Here is a 20,233-nt window from a genome sequence, read left to right as displayed (position 1 = left end):
TTTAGGTTATTTCCCCTTAATAAAAGGAGAGATTACTCTTCCATGCTGCACGCACCTGGCTGACCACTTCTTCCGGCAGGGTGGCATAATCCAGATCTTTCGCCTGTTGTTTGCCATTGTTATAAGCCCAATCGAAGAATTTCAGCACTTCGGCACCGTTGGCAGCATTTGCCTGCTTTTTGTGGATGAGAATGTATGTAGTCGAGGTAATTGGCCACGCATGATCGCCTTTCTGGTTTGTCAGATCCTGCGCAAAACTGCGATTCCAATCCGCACCTTTGGCCGCTGCACTAAAGTTCTCTTCGGTCGGCGCTAGCACGGCACCATCCGCTGAAACCAGTTTGGTATAAGCCAGGTGATTCTGCTTCGCATAGGCATACTCGACATAACCAATCGAGCCCGGCAGACGCTGAACAAATGCAGCAATCCCGTCATTACCTTTACCACCCAATCCTGTTGGCCATTTGACGGTCGAACCCGTCCCAACTTTTTGTTTCCAATCGCCGTTAACTTTGGACAGGTAACTCGTGAAAACATAGGAGGTCCCTGAGCCGTCAGCGCGACGAACCACGGCAATATTTTGCTCTGGCAATTTGAGATCGGGATTCAGCTTGGTAATCGCTGAATCATTCCATTTTTTGATATTACCCAGATAAATATCACCCAGTGTTTTACCATCCAGAACCAACTGACCGGCTTTAACACCGGTAATGTTCACCGCCAGCACAATCCCACCGATAACCGTTGGAAACTGGAACAAGCCATCAGTCGCCAATTTTTCATCAGAAAGCGGGGCATCAGAGGCACCAAAATCGACCGTATTGGCAACAATCTGTTTTACACCACCAGAAGAGCCAATGCCTTGATAATTGATTTTGTTGCCCGTTTCTTTCTGATAAGAATCCGCCCACTTGGTATATATCGGTGCAGGGAACGTCGCACCCGCCCCCGTCAGGCTGGTGGCCGCGAATGAAGACAGGGATGTCATGGCAAATACAGCAACCATGATACTCGCCACGGTGGTACGCATTAATTTCATACTATCTCCTGTTGGATTTCCTACTGGGATACGCATCATTAATGAAACACAAATGTCAGGTATCACTGACAGTCTGATTTTTAGGTAACAAAATGATTCAATAATGAAAATAGACGAATTCAATGACAATAAGATGTATGAATTATGACATTTTTATGACAGAACGTTTTATACGCATTAAACTTCAAGTTGCCATTGACAACACGCTATGAAACCTGATTTCTCCCCGCCTCGCGGGGAGAAATCACATGCATCTTGAAGTTAGATTGGTATAGGTATCCAACCCGTTGGCGGTTGTATATAACCGCCATTTTTCAGAAAAATTAAATAGCGACGGTTGAAGTGAAATGTCGATTTTTGTCAGGAAGATTTTTACTCAAGGCATTGAACGGGAGAATTTAACTTTACGCATCCGAATTAAGCAACTCAATCGTAAGACACTGAATTATTCTACCCCCAAACTACACGATAAGATCATTGGTACATTCAGTAATAACTGTATTTGACACTCATCAACGGATTAATACACGCCCTTCTTCCATTTATTATATCTCCCTGTCTTTTACAAGCTTGAGTCGAGCTTAAATAGCTTACTTCTAATGAAGTTTCTATAAATACCATATGGACGTCCTACCATACCAGCAATAAAAGCGAAAAAAAGAATGCTTTTAATCATCTGTTCTAAAGATGCTCCGCTAATAGTAAGATTAGTAATATATAATGGCATCTCGAAGGAAAGGTAAGCTAAAGTATCAACAAGGTAAGGTTTTATGCCTTTATCTTCATTAGATAATTTAAATTTTTTAAAGATCCAATCTCGCCAAATACCAAAGGGTCTGGCTGTTGTTGTAATAATAAAAAGACCGATAAAACGGGCTTGCAAATGGGTTGAAAAACTCATCTGTGCAAACCCAAGTTCAATGGGTAATGAAATAAGATAGCAAAAAGTATTTAATGCAAATATATCAGCAAAAAAATTGATCTTTCTTTTATTATCAAATTGAGATGCTTCTACAGACATGTCTTTATTCCTCTATTATCCAACGCGAAGTTAACAGGCTAAGTTTTGTTTGACAAGCAAGCTCTTTAGTTTTAATTGCTGATTTTATCTATTTATACAGGGAATTATTGAATATCACTCTTGCTGAATTGACTTATAAAAACCAATAATCTTGATGGAGCGAAATTTTGTTCTGAATTATGCAAAAATATATAATTTATTAATATACCCTGTTCTGAGAAGCCAAAAGCGGTAAGGAATTTATCAGAAATGATGGGAGATCTTTATCGGGTACAACTGGAGATAGCACACATGGCAAAAGAGAGGCCGCTTTCACTTAAACAAGCGGTATTAAAGTTGCAGCCGTGCCTTATTTTGCGTTCAACGCGATTTTCATCATATTGTACTCAACGGAATAGAGATACGAATTGATAACCCTTGTTTTTCACTGCTCCCCACTTGAATATCTCCCCCGTGGCTATCAATGATACGGCGGATGATCGCCAGCCCCAGCCCCACGCCACTATTTATTTCACGTCTATTATTTCCTTGCATAAAAGGTTGGAATAAAACAGCGGCTTCTTCTTTCGTCATTCCAGTGCCGTTGTCCTCAACTTGAAACCAGCCAAATTTTTCTGTTGAGCCACTACTGATGCGGATCCACCCATTGCCGTAACGACGGGCATTAGTAAACAAATTGACCAGTACACGTTTGATGGAAAAGGGGTGGGCTGAAATGAAAATTGAACTGGTAGCTAAACGATTTTCAATATCGGTATCTACCGCACAACGCTGCTCTGCTGTCATCACCTCTTCAAGCAACCCATTCAATTCACAGCATGTCATCGGCATCTCCTGCCCTGCTCGCTGATAATCAATGAATTGATCAATCATGGCATTGCATTCTTCAATGTCCTGATGGATAGATTCTGTCAGAAAATCATCTTTTCCCTCCATCATTTCCATCGCCAGACGGATACGGGTAAGCGGAGTACGCAAGTCATGGCTCACGCCAGCTATTAATACCGCCTGATCACTTTCCTGTGATTTCAGTTCTATCGACAACTGGTTAAGCGCCCTAATTACGGCACGAATAGCGGGCATCCCCATTTCAGGCACTGATGAGCCTCTTCTTCCTTTTCTTATGTCGATAACGGCTTTTTGCATCGCCTTTAATGAGTGTTTCTGGATAGCGGAATATCGCCAAAACACCATAAACACAGACAATGCCATCGCAAAAACACTGATAAAGAGATAGGGAAATACCGCGTTAAAAGGGAGTGCTTCTAATACCACCAGCAGTAAGGTGATCAGAGTACTGAACAGCAAGCTGCCCAGCACTAAGTACAGGACACGGAAAAACAAAGTACGCAGAGAAAGCCAAAACTTTTTCACACTGGGCTTTTTCATACCTTGTTTCCATCAGGAACAAAAACGTATCCCAGCCCCCAGACCGTCTGGATATAACGTGGATGGGCAGGATCTTCTTCAATCAGGCGACGCAAACGGGAAATCTGGACATCAATGGAACGCTCCATCGCACCATACTCTCGCCCCCGAGCCAAATTCATCAACTTATCCCGTGATAATGGCTCTCGTGGATAAGAAACCAACACCTTCAACACGGAAAATTCCCCACTCGTCAAAGGTAATAATTCATCTCGATTGAACATTTCACGCGTTCCAAGATCAAGTTTAAATTTCCCAAACTTGATCACCGCATTATCCGGCGTCGGCGCCCCCGGCAATTCCTTCGCTTGCCGCCGCAGAACAGCACGTATACGTGCTAACAATTCACGCGGGTTAAAAGGCTTGGCAAGATAATCATCAGCGCCAATTTCAAGCCCAACAATCCTATCAACCTCTTCCCCTTTCGCGGATATCATGATGATCGGGATCGCGTTATGCTGACTTCTCAGCCTGCGACAGATAGACAACCCATCTTCACCCGGTAACATTAAATCCAGGACAATCAATTGGATGGATTCTCTGGTCAATAAACGATCCATCTGCTCTGCATTTGCGGCACTACGCACCTGAAACCCTTGTTCGGATAAATAACGTTCCAGTAACGCCCGCAAGCGCATATCATCATCAACAACAAGGATCTTATAACTCTCTTGCATGTTTCAGCTCCTAAGATGCTCCATGCCCGCAACATCCATCACTCTCACAAGAAAACCCATAACTCCAATAGAGACTTAACCACATGTATTTTAAGGCAACTTATGCCAAAGGCTGATAGCTAATTTCCAGTATCCAGTAAGTCACCGCGCCATTCGGTGTCATCACCGTGACTTCATCATCAACCTGCTTACCCAGTAACGCCCTCGCCACCGGAGAATCAATGGAGATCCATTTTTTAGCCGGATCGAATTCATCCGCTCCCACCAAACGAAATAGGTGTTCTTCCTCATACTCGTTTTCAACTTTTACCCATGCCCCAAAAAAGACTTTTCCTTCTTGCCGCGGGTCAGGATCGACAATTTGCAGTACATCCAGACGCTTGGACAAAAAACGTACTCGGCGGTCAATTTCCCTTAACCTTTTTTTACCATAAATGTACTCGGCATTCTCTGAACGATCCCCCAATGCAGCAGCATCTGAAACAGCCTGGGTGACTTTGGGGCGTTCAACTTTCCAGAGATATTTCAATTCCTGATCAAGCGCATGCCAACCCTCGCGGGTAATATAATTACTCTTGGCCATGAAAAAACTCACTTGAGAAAAGATGATTAATGGCGGAGTACTATATCTCATCAACTCTCATCAACCCAATCCCAACCTAGAAGATATTTGATGAATTCTGTCGCAACATGATCGAAATATCGCGCTAAACTGGAAATTATTGCGCTCAACACGTATAAATGGAGCCAGTTTGAACCATGCCGATACTGTTTCAGATGAAATCTGATCTTATCCGGCTCTGTCTGACGATGTTTCAGAATATCTACAGACCCTAAAGAAGTTGAAGAAAACAGACCATGAATGAATCTTTAAGTCGAATCATTGCCGGTGAGCTACAAGCTCAACCACAGCAAATCCTAGCTGCCATCTCCTTGCTTGATGAGGGAAATACGGTTCCCTTTATCGCCCGTTACCGTAAAGAGGCCACCGGTGGTCTGGATGACACACAGCTCCGCCAACTCGAAAACCGTCTCGGTTATCTGCGTGAACTGTCCAACCGCCGTCAGACTATCCTGAAATCGATTGAGGAACAGGGAAAACTAACCGTTGAGCTGGCAGAAGCGATTAACGCAACGCAAAGCAAGACTGAGTTGGAAGATCTGTACCTGCCTTATAAACCTAAACGCCGTACCCGTGGACAAGCTGCCATCGAAGCCGGATTGGAGCCTCTGGCCGACCTGCTATGGCAAGATCCACAGCAAGAGCCAGAACTGGCGGCGGCTGCCTATGTCAATGCTGACAAGGGCGTTGCTGATACCAAGGCAGCATTGGATGGCGCACGTTATATCCTGATGGAACGTTTTGCCGAAGATGCAACCTTGCTGGCGAAGGTACGTGACTATTTATGGAAAAATGCTCACCTGGTTTCTAAGGTTATCGAAGGTAAAGAGGAAGAAGGCGCGAAATTCAGCGATTACTTCGACCACCACGAAGCCATTGCTGTTGTTCCTTCCCACCGTGCCCTTGCTATGTTCCGTGGACGGAACGAAGGTATCCTGCAACTCTCTTTGAATGCGGATCCACAATTTGAAGAAGCACCGAAAGAGAGTCACTGCGAACAAATTATTACCGATCACCTGAATCTGCGCCTGAACAATGCACCGGCTGACAATTGGCGCAAAACAGTGGTGAGCTGGACATGGCGTATCAAGGTACTGCTGCATCTGGAAACCGAACTCATGGGCACACTGCGTGAGAAAGCCGAAAACGAGGCTATTAACGTATTCGCCCGTAACCTGAATGACCTGCTGATGGCTGCGCCTGCGGGTATGCGTGCAACAATGGGTCTGGACCCAGGTTTGCGTACCGGGGTAAAAGTCGCCGTGGTTGACGCGACAGGCAAACTGATTGCCACCGATACCATTTATCCGCACACCGGACAGGAAAACAAAGCGGCTGCTACCGTCGCAGCACTGTGCACCAAACACCAAGTGGAACTGGTTGCGATTGGCAACGGCACCGCATCCCGTGAAACAGAGCGTTTCTTTGCCAACGTTCAGAAACAGTATCCTGACGTTACGGCACAGAAAGTGGTCGTCAGCGAAGCGGGAGCCTCTGTCTATTCCGCATCTGAATTAGCTGCGCAAGAATTCCCTGATCTGGATGTTTCCCTGCGTGGTGCTGTCTCCATCGCTCGCCGCTTGCAAGATCCTCTGGCTGAGCTGGTGAAAATCGAACCTAAATCCATCGGTGTTGGTCAATACCAGCATGATGTCAGCCAAACTTTGCTGGCGAAAAAACTGGATAACGTGGTTGAAGACTGTGTAAACAGCGTCGGTGTTGACCTGAATACCGCCTCTGTCGCGTTGCTGACTCGCGTTGCTGGCCTGACGCGCACTGTTGCTCAAAATATTGTTAACTGGCGCGATGAAAACGGTCGTTTCGACAACCGTAATCAGCTATTGAAAGTGACCCGTCTGGGACCAAAAGCCTTCCTGCAATGCGCAGGCTTCCTGCGTATCAATCAGGGTGATAACCCGCTGGACGCTTCAACCGTTCACCCAGAAGCCTATCCAATAGTTGAGAAGATCCTGGCAACAACTCAGCAAACTCTGCCTGAACTGATGGGTAATCCGGCTAATTTGCGTAACCTGAGCGCCCAGGAGTTCACGACTGAAAAATTTGGGATTCCGACCGTCACCGATATCCTGAAAGAGCTGGAAAAACCGGGTCGCGATCCACGTCCTGAATTCAAGACAGCCACATTTGCCGATGGCGTTGAAACCATGAACGACCTGCAAGCGGGCATGATTTTGGAAGGTACTGTCACTAACGTGACCAATTTTGGTGCATTCGTGGACATCGGTGTCCATCAGGATGGCCTGGTTCATATCTCCTCGCTATCCGACCGTTATGTGGAAAATCCACACACCGTCGTTAAAACAGGTGATATCGTGAAAGTGAAGGTGATGGATGTTGACCTCAACCGAAAGCGTATTGCATTGACCATGCGTCTTGATGAGCAACCCGGTGAAATACAAGCACGCCGTAGCGCCCAAGAAGGTAACCGTCAGGATCGCAATAATCGTAACGGCAATGGCAGAAATCGCCCTATTTCACGTTCAGGCTCTGCGCCTTTAGCTAATAGCGCGATGAGTGATGCATTGGCCGCTGCCTTTAATAGAAAACGTTAATTAATAAAAAACGTCAGATGACTTAAATGATTTTCTGAACTGGCTCCATTGAGCCAGTTCAGAATATTTAAAATCACCAACCTCTTAACTCATTAAAAACCATTATCACGTGATAACTATTTTTAATAACGCAAAAATAAAATACGCCATTATTATCACAATAGGACTGGATCCGATTATTTAATACGAGGTGTGTAAATATGTTATCATATATTGGCAAGGTCATATTTTTACTCTTTTTTCTTTATACGTTATTAGTACCTTATACAATAACGAATTCCTTTGCAGAGGGGTGGCTTAAAACTGAAAGAGATACGAGAAAAGCAGATGAGAACGATAATATCGGCGGGCGAGTGAATGGATTAGATAAAAAATATCTGAATTCGGATACGCATAAAAAAAGTGGTGTAGAAAATCATCACACCTCAGATGCTGAGACACAAAATGTTATTGCTAGAAACCTCCAAATGGCCGGTAATTTCCTGTCATCTTCACCTTCAGAGTTGGCCGAACAAGCCAAATCCTATGCGTTAGGGCAAGTTAACGGCCTGGTAACGTCTGAGGCACAAAAATGGCTATCACAGTTTGGTACTGCCAGAATTAATTTTGGACTGGATAAAAAAGGAAAGCGAAAAAACGGCTCACTCGATCTTTTACTGCCGCTCTATGATAATAAAGCGGATTGGCTGTTCTTTTCCCAATTGGGTTATCGCAACAAAGATAGCCGAGATACCATAAACCTGGGGTTAGGTGGCCGTTATTTTTATCAGGACTGGATGTATGGCCTGAATACGTTTTATGACTACGACCTGACCGGTAGAAATCAGCGCCTTGGGCTGGGCGGAGAAATATGGGGAGACTACATTAAACTGGCCGCTAATACCTATTATCGTGCAAGTAACTGGAAAGACTCACGGGATTTTGTCGGTTATTACGAACGCCCAGCCAACGGTTATGACATTAGTGGGGAGTTTTTCTTACCCGCTTACCCTAATCTGGGTGCCAAACTGACTTATGAGCAGTATTTTGGCGATGAGGTCACTTTATTCGATCGTGACACCAAACAGAAAAACCCCATCCTGGCTACCCTGGGGCTGTCTTACACCCCAGTTCCGCTATTTACTCTGGGTGTGGATTATAAACAAGGAAACGGGCACAACGAAACTCAGTTTTTGGCAAATTTAAGCTATCGATTGGGTGTTCCCTTGAGTGTGCAATTATCGCCAGAAAACGTGGCGACGGCGAGGACATTAGCGGGCAGCCGTTATGATCTGGTAGAAAGAAATAATCATATCGTCCTTGAGCATCAGGCAAAGCCAGCCACTCAATTGTCGCTGCCGGATAATATCATCGGGTACAGTGGGGGTCAGCAGGAAGTTACAGTCAAGTTTTCTTCTGAGTCTCCGCTTAAGCAGATTCGTTGGGCAACCAACAAAGAGTTTGAACAGAATGGTGGGAAGCTCTCTTCCCAGATCGGCAACACAATCAAAGTTACCCTGCCAACCTATCTATCCGGCAGTGACCAAAATAACAATTACCCCATTTATGCTGTGGCTGAATGGGAAAATAACCAAAAATCAGCGCCTGCTGAAATGCGTGTCATTGTCAGGCCCTTTATGCTGAAAAAACAGGAAGCAGCTAACTTTACCCCAGCAGGACCATTGCCTGCGACGGGAGATAAAAAGGACGGATATACGTTTGACCCTGTGATTACCTTTGATACGGTCAATAATGCACCGATAAAAAATGCCACCATTAACCATGTTCAATGGACAACCGATCCTAAAATCGGCCCAGATACGAAGTTGCAATGGAAGAATTTGGACGCCTCAAATTCTGGGGTGCTTGATGAAAACGGGCATTTCAAACACAAACCGATCTTAGTGAGTCAACAGCAACATAAAAATGTCAAAGTGTACCTGAAACTGGATAACCAGGCTCCACAATTAGTGGGAGAGGTCAGCTTTGATGTAAACATGGACAGTTTATATAGTATTAGTAAGGATGGTATTAAGTCCGAAAAATTAACGTCTGCATCGGCTGGTGGTTACCCACAATATCAATTTATGGCGACTATCCTGGGTGCTGATGGCAACCCCGTTAAAGAGGGTACAGTCATTAGTGATGCACATTGGAATATCGATCAACCATCAGACGCCGCTAAATATGGCATAACACTAACCCCAGATACTAAAACAGATGACAAAGGAAACTTAAAGGCAATCATAACCAGTACTAAGGCATTCAAGGGGGATGTAGTTGTTTCACTCAAGGTGGGGAAACATAAGCCCGTTCAATCACCATCATATCCGGTAGATTTCAAACGAGTAGGAGTAGGGATATCGCCAATAACATCGGATAAAGGCCCTTTAGTGATAAAGAAAGCTCATAACCTGACAGTTACCGTTACGGATGGCAATGGTAACCCTCTGCCTAATAAGAAAGTTAACTGGTATGTAACGGAGCAGAGTGAGACTGATCATAGCAAAGTAACAATTTCCTCCAGTAGTATGACCAATCCACAGGACGGTAAAGCTACCGCAACATTGACCAGTAGTACGGCTCAAGACGTTACCGTAACGGCTTCAGTGGATGGCATTGGAACAACTCAGCCAATGACGGTGACATTCGCATTTCCAACGTTCACTGCTCCCATTTTTGTAGAACAAGACCCGCCAACGGGTAAAGTTCTGGGGAATAAGACGGATTCTTATACCTATGCTGCGCAGATGCTGTTTGACGGTAAGCCTTTTCAAAATGCGCCCAAAGACTCGAAGGAGCATATTCCTATTAAATGGATGTCACTTACTGGTGCTGGTCTAAGCTTGATAACATTTAACTCAAAAGAGGACGGCCAATCGCCTGAAGGAAAGTTGTTAGTTGTAGTTACATCTAACCACCAAACTAAACTTATACCATGTGTTGGCGTAGATCTAGGTCAGGATGCCCCAACAGGATCAGACCCCTGTGCAAATGATTTCAATTCAAGGAGCTTTGATGCACCTTAATTTTAACTTTGCTTAAGATTAAGGATAGCTATTTTATCATCACGTAAATGTAGACCCGGCTTTTTAGGTTCAGTAAAAAGCCGGGGCTTTTTCACTTTCTATCACAAAGTGATTTCTCCTCTTAAATAAAACCCCGATTAATTAGCAGTAAACTTTGAATTTACGCGCCAGCGCATCACTCACTCGACGAATAGATAGGTTTTATCATGCTAAACCCGATTTTAGTGTGTATTTATTACTGTGTGATTACCGCTTATTGAGATAAAAATTTAACTTAAGTAATATGATTTGGCTATTTAGTCGTAGAATGAAATAACCTTGAACTTTAATGAATATAAGCGAGGTGTTTATGTCTAACGTTAATCAGCCAGAAAAACAGGTGCTAGATTCCGCACAGGTACACCATGTGAAAATAAGAGTGCTCCCAGGTGGCCCTGTACCGGCGACCGGGCTTTATACTATGGGTGTCAAAGTTACGGGTGAAGATAATAAAGGGGTAGCTAACCAGAGAGTTAAATTGAGCGTAACCGATCCACAGGGGAACCCCGTATTGGGCGAGGATGGCAAACCTCAAGTATACACCAATGCTGATGGGAGTAATGATACATTAACCGATCCTAATGGTTGGATTTACTTTACACCGTATCTTAAACTTAACAAATACCAAACCCAAACTGGAAAATACACAATAGAGGCCTATGTGGAAGGTTCAGGAATAAAACCTGTGCAGAAGAAGGTGGAATTCAATTCTTAAAATAGTTAAAGAAAGTTACGGTTCAAACTGATTATTATCACGTAAGTGTAGACTCGGTTTTTATTAAAAAGCCGGTTCTACTATAGTTTATATCACAAAGTATATTGTTTTATCACTGGTTTAAGTTATTGAGTATCTTTTTTCATGCCAATATGCCCTGTTTGTGTTTATACATCGCATTAATATTTATTAATAACGTTATAAACTTGAATAAGTGATAACATCTGCATATTTTAATTGACTTGCTTGCATTCAAATAATAATTTAATTTCAATATGTGGATTTTTGTCTTAATTATTTTATTTGCCTGAACTTTTCGCTCAGACAAAATAAAATGGATCACATATTAAATAATTATATTACCATTGAAAATAATATTTACGATCAATGGAGGTTATTATCACTGTATTGTGCATTCAGGAAAATATCAGCAGTAAATTTTAAATTTACAACCCAGCAGATTATTCACTCTGAGAGTCAACAGATTTTATAATGTTAAGCCAGATATTAATGCGTATTTGTGGCCATGTGATTGCATCCCATTGAGATAAAAATTTGACTTAAGTAATATCAACTGGCGGTTTAGCAGTAGAATGAAATGACCTTTTACTTTAATGAATATAAGCGAGGTGTTTATGTCTAACGTTAATCAGCAAGAAAAACAGGTACTAGATTCCACACGGGTACACAATGTGATAATAGGCGTGTACCCAGATGGCCCTCTTCCGGCGACCGGGAATTATGCTATGGGTGTCAGAGTTACGGATGAAGATTATAAAGGGGTAGCTAACCAGAGAGTTAAATTGAGCGTAACCGATCCACAGGGGAACCCCGTATTGGGCGAGGATGGCAAACCTCAAGTATACACCAATGCTGATGGGAGTAATGATACATTAACCGATGATGATGGTGTGATTTACTTTACACCGTCTCTTGCGCTTAACAACTACCAAACCCAAACTGGAATATACACAATAGATGCCCATGTGGAAGGCTCTGGAATAAAACCTGAGCAGAAGCAGGCGGAATTCATGAATAGCTAAAGAACGTTACTGTTCAAACTGATTATTATCACGTAAATGAAATGACCTTTTACTTTAATGATCAATAAGTGAGGAAATTATGTCAGTAATAAATAAATCAGACAGTAATATTGCTCAACAATGTTCATTTACCCCTGACCAATTCAAGGTTAACGTCACAGTTACAACTAAAATTGATAATGATATCACTGCACCTATTGGCTCTTCTCCGTGGGCACTCATTCAGGTGTATCTAGGCAAGAAAGTGTGTAGGCGTAATTGGAGCTATCCTGTTGAATACATACATCTTGTATCTGATAGCTCGCCTTTAATTGAGAAGCGTAATCAAGACAATATTACCACTTGGCAGCCAACGCCAGAAGATTTAACAGCTTGTGACTGGGAATTACAGGCCCCCAGTCTGGAATTTGATCTTAACGTGGGAGTAGGAATATTTGAAACTGACCACCCCTGGGGATATGTTGATACAAATCAAACTTATCTAACTGGATTATCTTCTCACATTGGTATCTTAAAGCTAATTAAGAATAATTCAGATATTAAGAACATAAACATAACAGCGTTCTTCTGGTCGGTTGATGGACAGTTATTTATTCTAGTTTCCTATGATAACAACCAAGAGAGTCGTCAAAAACTGATAGAATTGTTTAGTAAAAATCTCACTGTAATAGTTGATGATGTACATTATTTTCTTGGAGATGGAATCACTAGTGATATGGATGACAAACTCTTCTACAATTTCCCCCAAAGCGATTCGAGTAAAAATTTAGGATACTTCCTGTTGCAACAAAACGTAGGTAAAACACTTCGTCTTCGCTTGGTGTGGAATGATAATTAACTTATAACCTAAATTCAAGGCTATGCTTCCGGCATGGCCTTTTTGTTTTTCTGAACTTTTTGTTCAGACAAAATAAAATGGATCACATATTAAATAATTATATTACCATTGAAAATAATATTTACGATCAATGGAGGTTATTATCACTGTATTGTGCATTCAGGAAAATATCAGCAGTAGATTTTAAATTTACAACCCAGCAGATTATTCACTCTGAGAGTCAACAGATTTTATAATGTTAAGCCAGATATTAATGCGTATTTGTGGCCATGTGGTTTCATCAATATGCAAGTGAGGTCTACCGTGATTTTGGCGCTACATTAAAAGAAAGTAACGGTGATTCAGATCATGTGGAGGTGCCCCACTGGACGTCATTAAGCAATACATTCAACATCAGCGTGGTTGAGGGATATTGGGGCTTTTCAAGCCCATCCAAATTCCCCTCTCGCCTTATGCCGGCGGGAGTCCCCTTTGGAGAAAAAGATGGCTCGCGGTATCCAAATATGAAAGAACTTCGAATACAGCATAGTGGTGAGCCAATTAGAGCATTTTTCGCATTTGACCCATCGAAACGCAATCGTGCTTTGCGCTGGTAATAAGACCGGAAAAAACCAAATTGGGGATTGCGCAATCATCGGTTGGTGGTGAAATGACATTGGGAGTCAAACTACCTGACGATAAATCAATAAATTTTTCTATTTAAAGATTCAAACAATTATACTGAACACCACTACGATAGTTGCAGATGTAACTCATGTGGCAATCTGGTTGAGATTAATGCATATAGTTAAAATCACATGAAAAACCGACCAAAATTTTTTCGCAAATTTCCTCGTTCAACCACGACACATTGGTCATGTCTAGAGGCATTAATTCGGGACGGCCGGCTCCTGTTTAAATCATTTTATTCACAGATTATTATTAATTCAGCACAGCCCACAATCAATAAATGGGCTGTCATTAATTGAAAAATCATTCAGTTATGAATACCAAAACGTCCGGTAATCTAATTCAAGCCAATCATTTGTTAAATTAATAATAAAATAAAAATCAATCAGCCCTGTTCATTAACAGAGCTGATAAATAAGGCATTTTTTCCGAATATTAAATATTCTTGATAATGACTTATTTTCAATAAAACCACCATTAATTTGATTAATATCAATTCATTTCCATATTATCCAATATGAATAGCTGACATCGCAGTTGCGTATTATTATCATTAACAACTATAATTCAGAGAAATTACCATACTTTTTCCTTGTGGTTCTCCCGTTATTGAGGATAATAATTCTTATAATCACTTATTTTTTCAGTTAGAGTGGAGATTTATATGGTTCTTATTCCAGAACGTAGGTATAAAATTCTGGGATTTTCTCCAGAGATTACCCCAGCTTACCGACAAAAATTATTGTCACTCGGCATGTTACCTGGCTCCACATTCCAGGTCATTCGCTTCGCGCCATTGGGCGATCCAATACAAATCGAAACACGCAGAGTTAGCCTTACCCTTCGTAAGCAAGACCTGGCATTTCTTATGCTGCATGAAGATCTGAATTAACAAAGCCCTAAGACGATTCGGTTCAGAATAACCATCGTCCATACACTTTTTGTAACCCGATATAACCAGAGTACTGAATGTATAGCTAAGGTACGAATTCGCTTTCCTGATTGGCAGAAAGTATGATGAAACAATTAACGATAGGCCTGATTGGTAATCCCAATGCTGGCAAAACAACGCTTTTTAACCAGCTTACTGGCTCCCATCAACGAGTGGGAAACTGGGCTGGCGTTACCGTAGAACGCAAAACCGGCCACTTTACTACCGATAACCATCAGGTTGAACTTGTCGACCTCCCTGGCACTTATTCGCTTACTACCATTTCTGAGCAAACTTCCATTGATGAGCAAATTGCCTGCCACTATATCCTCAGTGGTGAAGCGGATATGCTGATTAATGTTGTTGATGCATCTAATCTGGAGCGTAACCTTTATCTCTCACTGCAATTGATTGAACTGGGTGTTCCCTGCATCATTGCACTGAACATGCTGGATATCGCCCAAAATCAACGCATCAATATTGATATTACTGCACTGGAGAAACACCTTGGCTGTCCGGTCATCCCGCTGGTTTCAACCCGTGCCACAGGGATAGATGTACTCAAAAAAACCATCGATAATTACCCACAGAAATCTGATCCTGTACAGGTTAATTATCCTGATGAGTTATTGCAGGAAATTTCCCGCCTTTCCAGCCAGATCACAGAAAAATTCACACTACAACAGCGCCGCTGGCTGACTTTGCAAGTCCTGGAAGGGGATATTTACAGCCGCGAGGTATCAGACCTGACTCACGCACAACTGGCTGAAAGCAAAGAGCGCTTGCAAAAACAACAAATTGACGAACCCGATCTCATCATTGCCGGCTCACGTTATCAAACCATCAGTGAAATTTGTCGGGTGGTCATTGATACCCGCACAGCCACACCCAACAAACTAACCCAAGTGTTAGATACCGTTATTCTGAACCGCTGGTTGGGTTTGCCTATCTTCCTGTTTGTCATGTACCTGATGTTTGTGCTGGCTATCAATATTGGTGGCGCCTTACAGCCTATCTTCGACGGCGCTTCCGCTGCCATTTTCATTGATGGAATGCAGTGGCTCGGCCATACTCTCCATTTCCCGCATTGGTTAACAGTGTTTCTTGCTCAGGGAATTGGTGGGGGTATCAACACAGTACTGCCGCTGGTTCCCCAAATTGGCATGATGTATTTGTTCCTCTCCTTTCTGGAAGATTCCGGCTACATGGCACGGGCGGCATTTGTCATGGACAGGTTGATGCAAGCCATAGGATTGCCGGGTAAATCCTTTGTGCCCCTGATTGTTGGCTTTGGCTGTAATGTGCCTGCCGTGATGGGTTCAAGAACACTGGATGCCCCTCGTGAACGCTTGATTACCATCATGATGGCACCGTTTATGTCCTGCGGGGCAAGGTTGGCGATCTTTGCCGTCTTCGCGGCGGCGTTCTTCGGCAAAGATGGAGCAAGCATTGTTTTCTCCCTGTATATCCTGGGGATTGTTATCGCCATCCTGACAGGGCTGCTGCTCAAATTCACGCTAATGCGGGGTGAAGCATCGCCATTTGTCATGGAGCTGCCGGTCTATCACGTTCCCCATGCCAAAACCCTGCTGCGCCAGACATGGCAGAGGCTGAAAGGTTTTGTCATACGTGCTGGTAAAGTGATTGTCGCCGCGAGCATGTTGATTGGTGCCCTGAACAGTTTCTCCTTCTCCGGTAAGACCGTGGACAATATCAACGAATCGGCGCTGGCCTCCGTCAGTAAAGTACTCACTCCTGTCTTGCAACCTATCGGTGTGCATTCCGATAACTGGCAAGCCACCGTCGGGCTTATCACTGGAGCGATGGCAAAAGAAGTGGTTGTGGGAACCCTAAATACCCTCTATACCGCCGAAAATATTACCCAAGAGTCATTCAACCCAGATGAATTTAATTTACTGGCTCAACTAAAAGATGCTGTCGCAGAAACGTGGGATAGCCTGAAAGAAACCTTCACCTTGAGCGCACTGTCTAACCCGATTGAAGCCAGCAAAGGCGATGGCAACATGGATCGTAGCTCTATGGGAACCATGAGCGCTAAATTTGGCTCTGCCATTTCCGCTTACAGTTACCTGATTTTCGTGCTGCTGTACGTGCCTTGCGTTTCCGTGATGGGAGCCATTGCCCGTGAAACCAGCCGTGGCTGGATGACATTCTCGATTCTGTGGGGATTAAACGTCGCTTATTCTCTGTCAGCGCTGTTTTATCAAATCACAACCTTTTCAGCCCATCCACAAAGTAGCCTGATCACAATTCTGGCCGTGATCCTGTTTAACATTCTGATCGTTATTGGCTTACGCCGCGCACGCAGCCGAGTCACTGTGACATTCAACAACACCGCTAACCGCAGTTGCGAATGCTCAAACAATAGCTGTCACTAGCTGGAGCCATGAGGAGCCATAAATGATTAACCTGCTGAAAATCAGAGATGCTGTTGCCCTCAACGGGCGCACGGATGCCAGATCATTAAGCCATCAGTTTTCAGCACCGCTGCCAATGGTGGAAGCCATGCTCAAGCAGCTTGTCATCATGGGTAAACTGGAGGAAGTGGATGCTTCCTCCTGCCTCAGCGGGGGCTGCAAGCAATGCCCGGAAACACAAAAATGTGACACGAAAGCGTATCAGCTTGCGGTAAAAAAATAAGGCATTGCTTGCCTTATGGAATAGGCGATTAAAAATAGCCTGTCGCTGTGATTGCTCTGTAGGAAAATTCCTTATTAAGGATTCCATAAAATAATAAATAGATTAATTATAGCTCTCTCTCTATTATCTGATATGCGGTATCCCTATATTAATAACCTGAGGATAGTAATATGCCTAAAGAGTTATTCACTGCAACAGTTGAGTCGGTTGGCAAGCTCAAAATGAAATGCTCATCGCGAGATTTTACTTTTCATGTAGATGAACCCAAAAGCCTCGGCGGAACCGATGAGGCGATGAATCCAGTGGAAGCGTTACTTTCTGCATTTGGTGCATGTCAGTGTATTGTGGCAAAAAGCTTTGCCCGCAAGCATAAAATCAATTTGATCGATATTCAGGTCAAAATGGAAGGAGAACTGGATACCGATGGCTTCACAGGTAGAAATAAAAACGCCAAAATGGGATTTTCAAAAATCACCTCCAAATTTTATATTAAAGCAGATAATACTGAACAAGAGATCCGCGATTTTATTACTTTTGTCGAAAGTAATTGCCCTGTTCTCGATACTATCGTTAATGCGCCAGAAATTGTGACTGAGGTTTATCCGAATAAATAAAGGGTGATAACAAGGTGGTGAATATTTTTATTACCGGTTGAATTGCATCAAGAATGGAATAAACATATACGTTGTGCCGTTTATTCCATTTATTGGTCAGATAAGAGATTGACTTTCTTTTTGTTAATATCCAACCTCTCTTTGATGCCGTACAGCAAGAATTGTTGCTGTTTCACCCTCAATGCGGTACAAGGCGATATAGCCACTACTTCCAAAATCAATAAGCTATTCTCGGAATGCTGGATCCATGTCGTCAGCAGGGCGTCCTGCTTTAGGCTGGTGTGCCAGTGTTTTCACGCCAGCGCGTATTGTTTTAATCGCTCGACGAGCAGTGTCTTTGTCTTTTACCATAGAGCCGCTGTATATCAGCGAGAGCAGGCGGAGATCAAATCAAACGTGACATTCAGGTAACTCCGCATCTTCTCCGGCTTCAAGTTTAGCTAACCAGTCGTCTGCTTCTTCAAACGTCAGGTGTAGTCCATTCTCTTGATACGCTTCCCAAGCACGCAAGGCATCCTGTTTGAAAGATTCTCGTTTTTCTTCACGCTCTACATAGTCACGTATAGCTTCACGCATTATCCAATGCGCTGAACGATGCCGCACTTTTGCCAAATACTGGATCCGGCTTTTCAAGTTATCGTCAAGTTTTACTGAGGTTGCCATTTTCTTCCACCTTAGTATTAAAAGGTAATACCTTTTAAGTTTGTCATTACAATGTTTCTTTATGACCGGATTTATCGTTTAAGATCCCTCCCTGCTATTGCTCAAATTACCCATAGTTTATATGTAACACCAGAGAGAGTAGTTATCGATAATTACCATCCAATATCAGAAGCAAAATTCGTCAACACGTCAACAAACTCCTCTGGATGGGAAATAAAAGGGGCATGGGCAGCGTTGCGCATCATAACGGAGTGCGTATGTGGCCATGCCTTGTCAAGCTGTGAAGCAATCTTACGCGGTACTAAACCATCAAGATAACCATATAGACGTAGGAAAGGTAATTGAAGTTGGGATAATTCCTCTCTTAAATCATCAGTGCGCAGGATTTCCAAACCGGCATTAAGTACCTCGACTGTCGGCATCGGCTGGTTCAGGATCACTGATTTCAGTACACGGGCATCCTGACGTGCACTGTCTGTTCCTAACGTCTGCAATGCCAGAAACCGTTCGACTGTCTTTTGAAAATCAGCACTTAATTGATGCTCAAAGGCACTCAAAACCTCTGGCTTAATCCCCGGCCAGTCGCCATCAGCGCTAAATCTTGGCGAAGAAGCCACGGTTATCAAACCCGCAACGTGTGCTGGGTGATCCAAAGCAATCCGGCTAGCCACTAATCCACCTAAAGACCAACCTAGCCATAAGGCATTTGCTGGCGCTTGCTGCCATACAATCTCTGCCATGTCCGCCAATGACATCGCCGAATACGCTTGGCTACGCCCATAACCCGGCAAATCCACCAGATGCAAACGAAAATGCGAAGCCAATCGCGTTTCCACTGAGCGCCAAGCCTCAGCGTTTAAACCCCATCCGTGCAGCATCACAAGATCACGTGGTGCATCGCCAATTCTCTGCCAAAACAACTGATTCATTGTTATTCTCACTTTATTTATCACCAAGGAAGGAAACTATGCTAACAATGGTTGGATACTGTTGGCTATGCCAGCAAAATTTGTATTTTGCCCATCATGGGATTTGTTATCTCTGCCACCGTCACTTAAGGCGGTTGCAACATGTCTGTCCACGCTGTGCACTGCCTTCTGAATCCGGCAACTTTCCCTGTGGGCGATGCATAAAGAGTCCCCCAGCGTGGCAATATTTGATCGCCATTACGGATTACACCCCACCATTAAGTCAGCTTATTCAACGCTATAAATATAACAACACCCCACAACTCGCCTCCGTGCTGGCACGTTTGTTCCTGCTGCATTGGTTACAAGGCTATCGTGAAGGCCGCTGGCATAAGCCAGATCGCATATTGGGCATACCTCTGCACCGCAGAAAACGCTGGCAACGTGGTTTCGATCACATTGAACTCATTACCCGATCCCTATCGCGTTGGCTGCAATGTCCATATCAACCGGATTTTTTACGCCGCTCACGTGCTACACTCACGCAGCGGGGCTTATCTGCCGCCCAAAGAAGAACCAATCTTAGGCAATCCTTTCAATTACAGGGCGATTTTACCGATCAACATGTCGCAATTTTCGACGATGTGATCACCACGGGCACGACACTGCATGAGGCTTCACAGTTGATAATTCGTGCTGGTGCTCGTTCTGTACAGGCTTGGGCAATATGCCGAACCTTGTAGTTCCTTTATAAATGGGCGTATTATAACCAACTAGAACAGTC

The 20,233-nt window shown here is 43.5% G+C and carries 18 protein-coding genes and 2 pseudogenes; 12 read left to right on the top strand and 8 right to left on the bottom strand.

All coding sequences use genetic code 11. The annotated features are described in order from the left end of the window. Nucleotides 1–16: 16 nt before the first annotated feature. The gene (pstS, locus tag WDV74_RS00675; RefSeq protein WP_338884040.1) at nt 17–1,039 is read right to left on the bottom strand and encodes a phosphate ABC transporter substrate-binding protein PstS; all 1,023 of its coding nucleotides are present in this window, start codon (nt 1,037–1,039) and stop codon (nt 17–19) included. Between the two features lie 365 nt (nt 1,040–1,404). Between pstS and WDV74_RS00670 the strand changes: the two are divergent. After that, nucleotides 1,405–1,545: pseudogene (locus WDV74_RS00670) on the top strand (IS1 family transposase); the annotation flags it as partial. Between the two features lie 56 nt (nt 1,546–1,601). On the opposite strand, the gene alaE reads toward WDV74_RS00670, so the two are convergent. From alaE to greB, 4 genes are all read right to left on the bottom strand, one after another. Next, nucleotides 1,602–2,060: an L-alanine exporter AlaE gene (gene alaE, locus WDV74_RS00665; RefSeq protein WP_338884037.1), complete on the bottom strand. Its 459-nt coding sequence runs from the start codon at nt 2,058–2,060 to the stop codon at nt 1,602–1,604. A 375-nt stretch (nt 2,061–2,435) separates the two neighbouring features. Continuing rightward, nucleotides 2,436–3,449, bottom strand: a complete 1,014-nt coding sequence (locus WDV74_RS00660; protein WP_338884035.1) for an ATP-binding protein — start codon at nt 3,447–3,449, stop codon at nt 2,436–2,438. Further along, a complete protein-coding gene (gene ompR / locus WDV74_RS00655; protein WP_338884033.1) occupies nt 3,446–4,165 on the bottom strand; it encodes a two-component system response regulator OmpR in 720 nt (239 codons plus the stop codon). Before ompR ends, WDV74_RS00660 begins: the two co-directional genes overlap by 4 nt. Nucleotides 4,166–4,265: 100 nt before the next feature. After that, on the bottom strand, nt 4,266–4,748 hold the full coding sequence (greB, locus tag WDV74_RS00650) for a transcription elongation factor GreB (protein ID WP_338884032.1): 483 nt from the start codon (nt 4,746–4,748) through the stop codon (nt 4,266–4,268). A gap of 275 nt (nt 4,749–5,023) precedes the next feature. Between greB and WDV74_RS00645 the strand changes: the two genes are divergently transcribed. The 10 genes and pseudogenes from WDV74_RS00645 to WDV74_RS00600 all read left to right on the top strand — a co-directional run bounded on the left by WDV74_RS00645 (nt 5,024) and on the right by WDV74_RS00600 (nt 17,878). Next, the gene (locus WDV74_RS00645) at nt 5,024–7,360 is read left to right on the top strand and encodes a Tex family protein (protein ID WP_338884031.1); all 2,337 of its coding nucleotides are present in this window, start codon (nt 5,024–5,026) and stop codon (nt 7,358–7,360) included. A gap of 200 nt (nt 7,361–7,560) precedes the next feature. Next, on the top strand, nt 7,561–10,368 hold the full coding sequence (locus WDV74_RS00640) for an inverse autotransporter beta domain-containing protein (RefSeq protein WP_338884030.1): 2,808 nt from the start codon (nt 7,561–7,563) through the stop codon (nt 10,366–10,368). A gap of 349 nt (nt 10,369–10,717) precedes the next feature. Next, a complete protein-coding gene (locus WDV74_RS00635; protein ID WP_338884028.1) occupies nt 10,718–11,122 on the top strand; it encodes a hypothetical protein in 405 nt (134 codons plus the stop codon). A 635-nt stretch (nt 11,123–11,757) separates the two neighbouring features. Further along, on the top strand, nt 11,758–12,165 hold the full coding sequence (locus tag WDV74_RS00630) for a hypothetical protein (protein WP_338884026.1): 408 nt from the start codon (nt 11,758–11,760) through the stop codon (nt 12,163–12,165). A 79-nt stretch (nt 12,166–12,244) separates the two neighbouring features. Then, the gene (locus tag WDV74_RS00625; RefSeq protein ID WP_338884025.1) at nt 12,245–13,003 is read left to right on the top strand and encodes an MW1434 family type I TA system toxin; all 759 of its coding nucleotides are present in this window, start codon (nt 12,245–12,247) and stop codon (nt 13,001–13,003) included. A gap of 485 nt (nt 13,004–13,488) precedes the next feature. Further along, nucleotides 13,489–13,606 (top strand): annotated as a pseudogene (locus tag WDV74_RS00620) (type II toxin-antitoxin system RelE/ParE family toxin); the annotation flags it as partial. A gap of 730 nt (nt 13,607–14,336) precedes the next feature. Beyond that, entirely contained in the window at nt 14,337–14,564 is a 228-nt protein-coding gene (gene feoA, locus WDV74_RS00615) for a ferrous iron transporter A (protein WP_074020765.1), read from the top strand. Between the two features lie 125 nt (nt 14,565–14,689). Next, complete coding sequence (gene feoB, locus WDV74_RS00610) at nt 14,690–17,002, top strand: Fe(2+) transporter permease subunit FeoB (RefSeq protein ID WP_338885498.1); 2,313 nt, start codon at nt 14,690–14,692, stop codon at nt 17,000–17,002. 22 nt (nt 17,003–17,024) lie between these two features. Beyond that, nucleotides 17,025–17,264, top strand: a complete 240-nt coding sequence (locus WDV74_RS00605; RefSeq protein WP_074020763.1) for a FeoC-like transcriptional regulator — start codon at nt 17,025–17,027, stop codon at nt 17,262–17,264. Between the two features lie 170 nt (nt 17,265–17,434). Continuing rightward, a complete protein-coding gene (locus WDV74_RS00600) occupies nt 17,435–17,878 on the top strand; it encodes an OsmC family protein (RefSeq protein ID WP_338884024.1) in 444 nt (147 codons plus the stop codon). A 225-nt stretch (nt 17,879–18,103) separates the two neighbouring features. Here WDV74_RS00600 and WDV74_RS00595 read toward each other — a convergent pair whose 3' ends face one another. From WDV74_RS00595 to bioH, 3 genes are all read right to left on the bottom strand, one after another. After that, nucleotides 18,104–18,229, bottom strand: coding sequence for a hypothetical protein (locus WDV74_RS00595; RefSeq protein ID WP_338884023.1), 126 nt, complete (start codon nt 18,227–18,229; stop codon nt 18,104–18,106). 39 nt (nt 18,230–18,268) lie between these two features. Then, nucleotides 18,269–18,541, bottom strand: a complete 273-nt coding sequence (locus tag WDV74_RS00590) for a CopG family ribbon-helix-helix protein (protein WP_338884021.1) — start codon at nt 18,539–18,541, stop codon at nt 18,269–18,271. Nucleotides 18,542–18,693: 152 nt separating this feature from the next. Then, entirely contained in the window at nt 18,694–19,470 is a 777-nt protein-coding gene (bioH, locus tag WDV74_RS00585; protein ID WP_338884019.1) for a pimeloyl-ACP methyl ester esterase BioH, read from the bottom strand. A 38-nt stretch (nt 19,471–19,508) separates the two neighbouring features. Here bioH and gntX point away from each other — a divergent pair, with 38 nt between their 5' ends. Further along, entirely contained in the window at nt 19,509–20,192 is a 684-nt protein-coding gene (gene gntX, locus WDV74_RS00580) for a DNA utilization protein GntX (protein ID WP_338884018.1), read from the top strand. Nucleotides 20,193–20,233: the final 41 nt, after the last annotated feature.

Source organism: Xenorhabdus sp. TH1 (assembly GCF_037260955.1).
In the GTDB taxonomy this organism is placed as follows: domain Bacteria; phylum Pseudomonadota; class Gammaproteobacteria; order Enterobacterales; family Enterobacteriaceae; genus Xenorhabdus; species Xenorhabdus griffiniae.
Note: the sequence above shows the minus strand (reverse complement) of the source record. Positions and strands in the feature narration are given on the sequence as shown.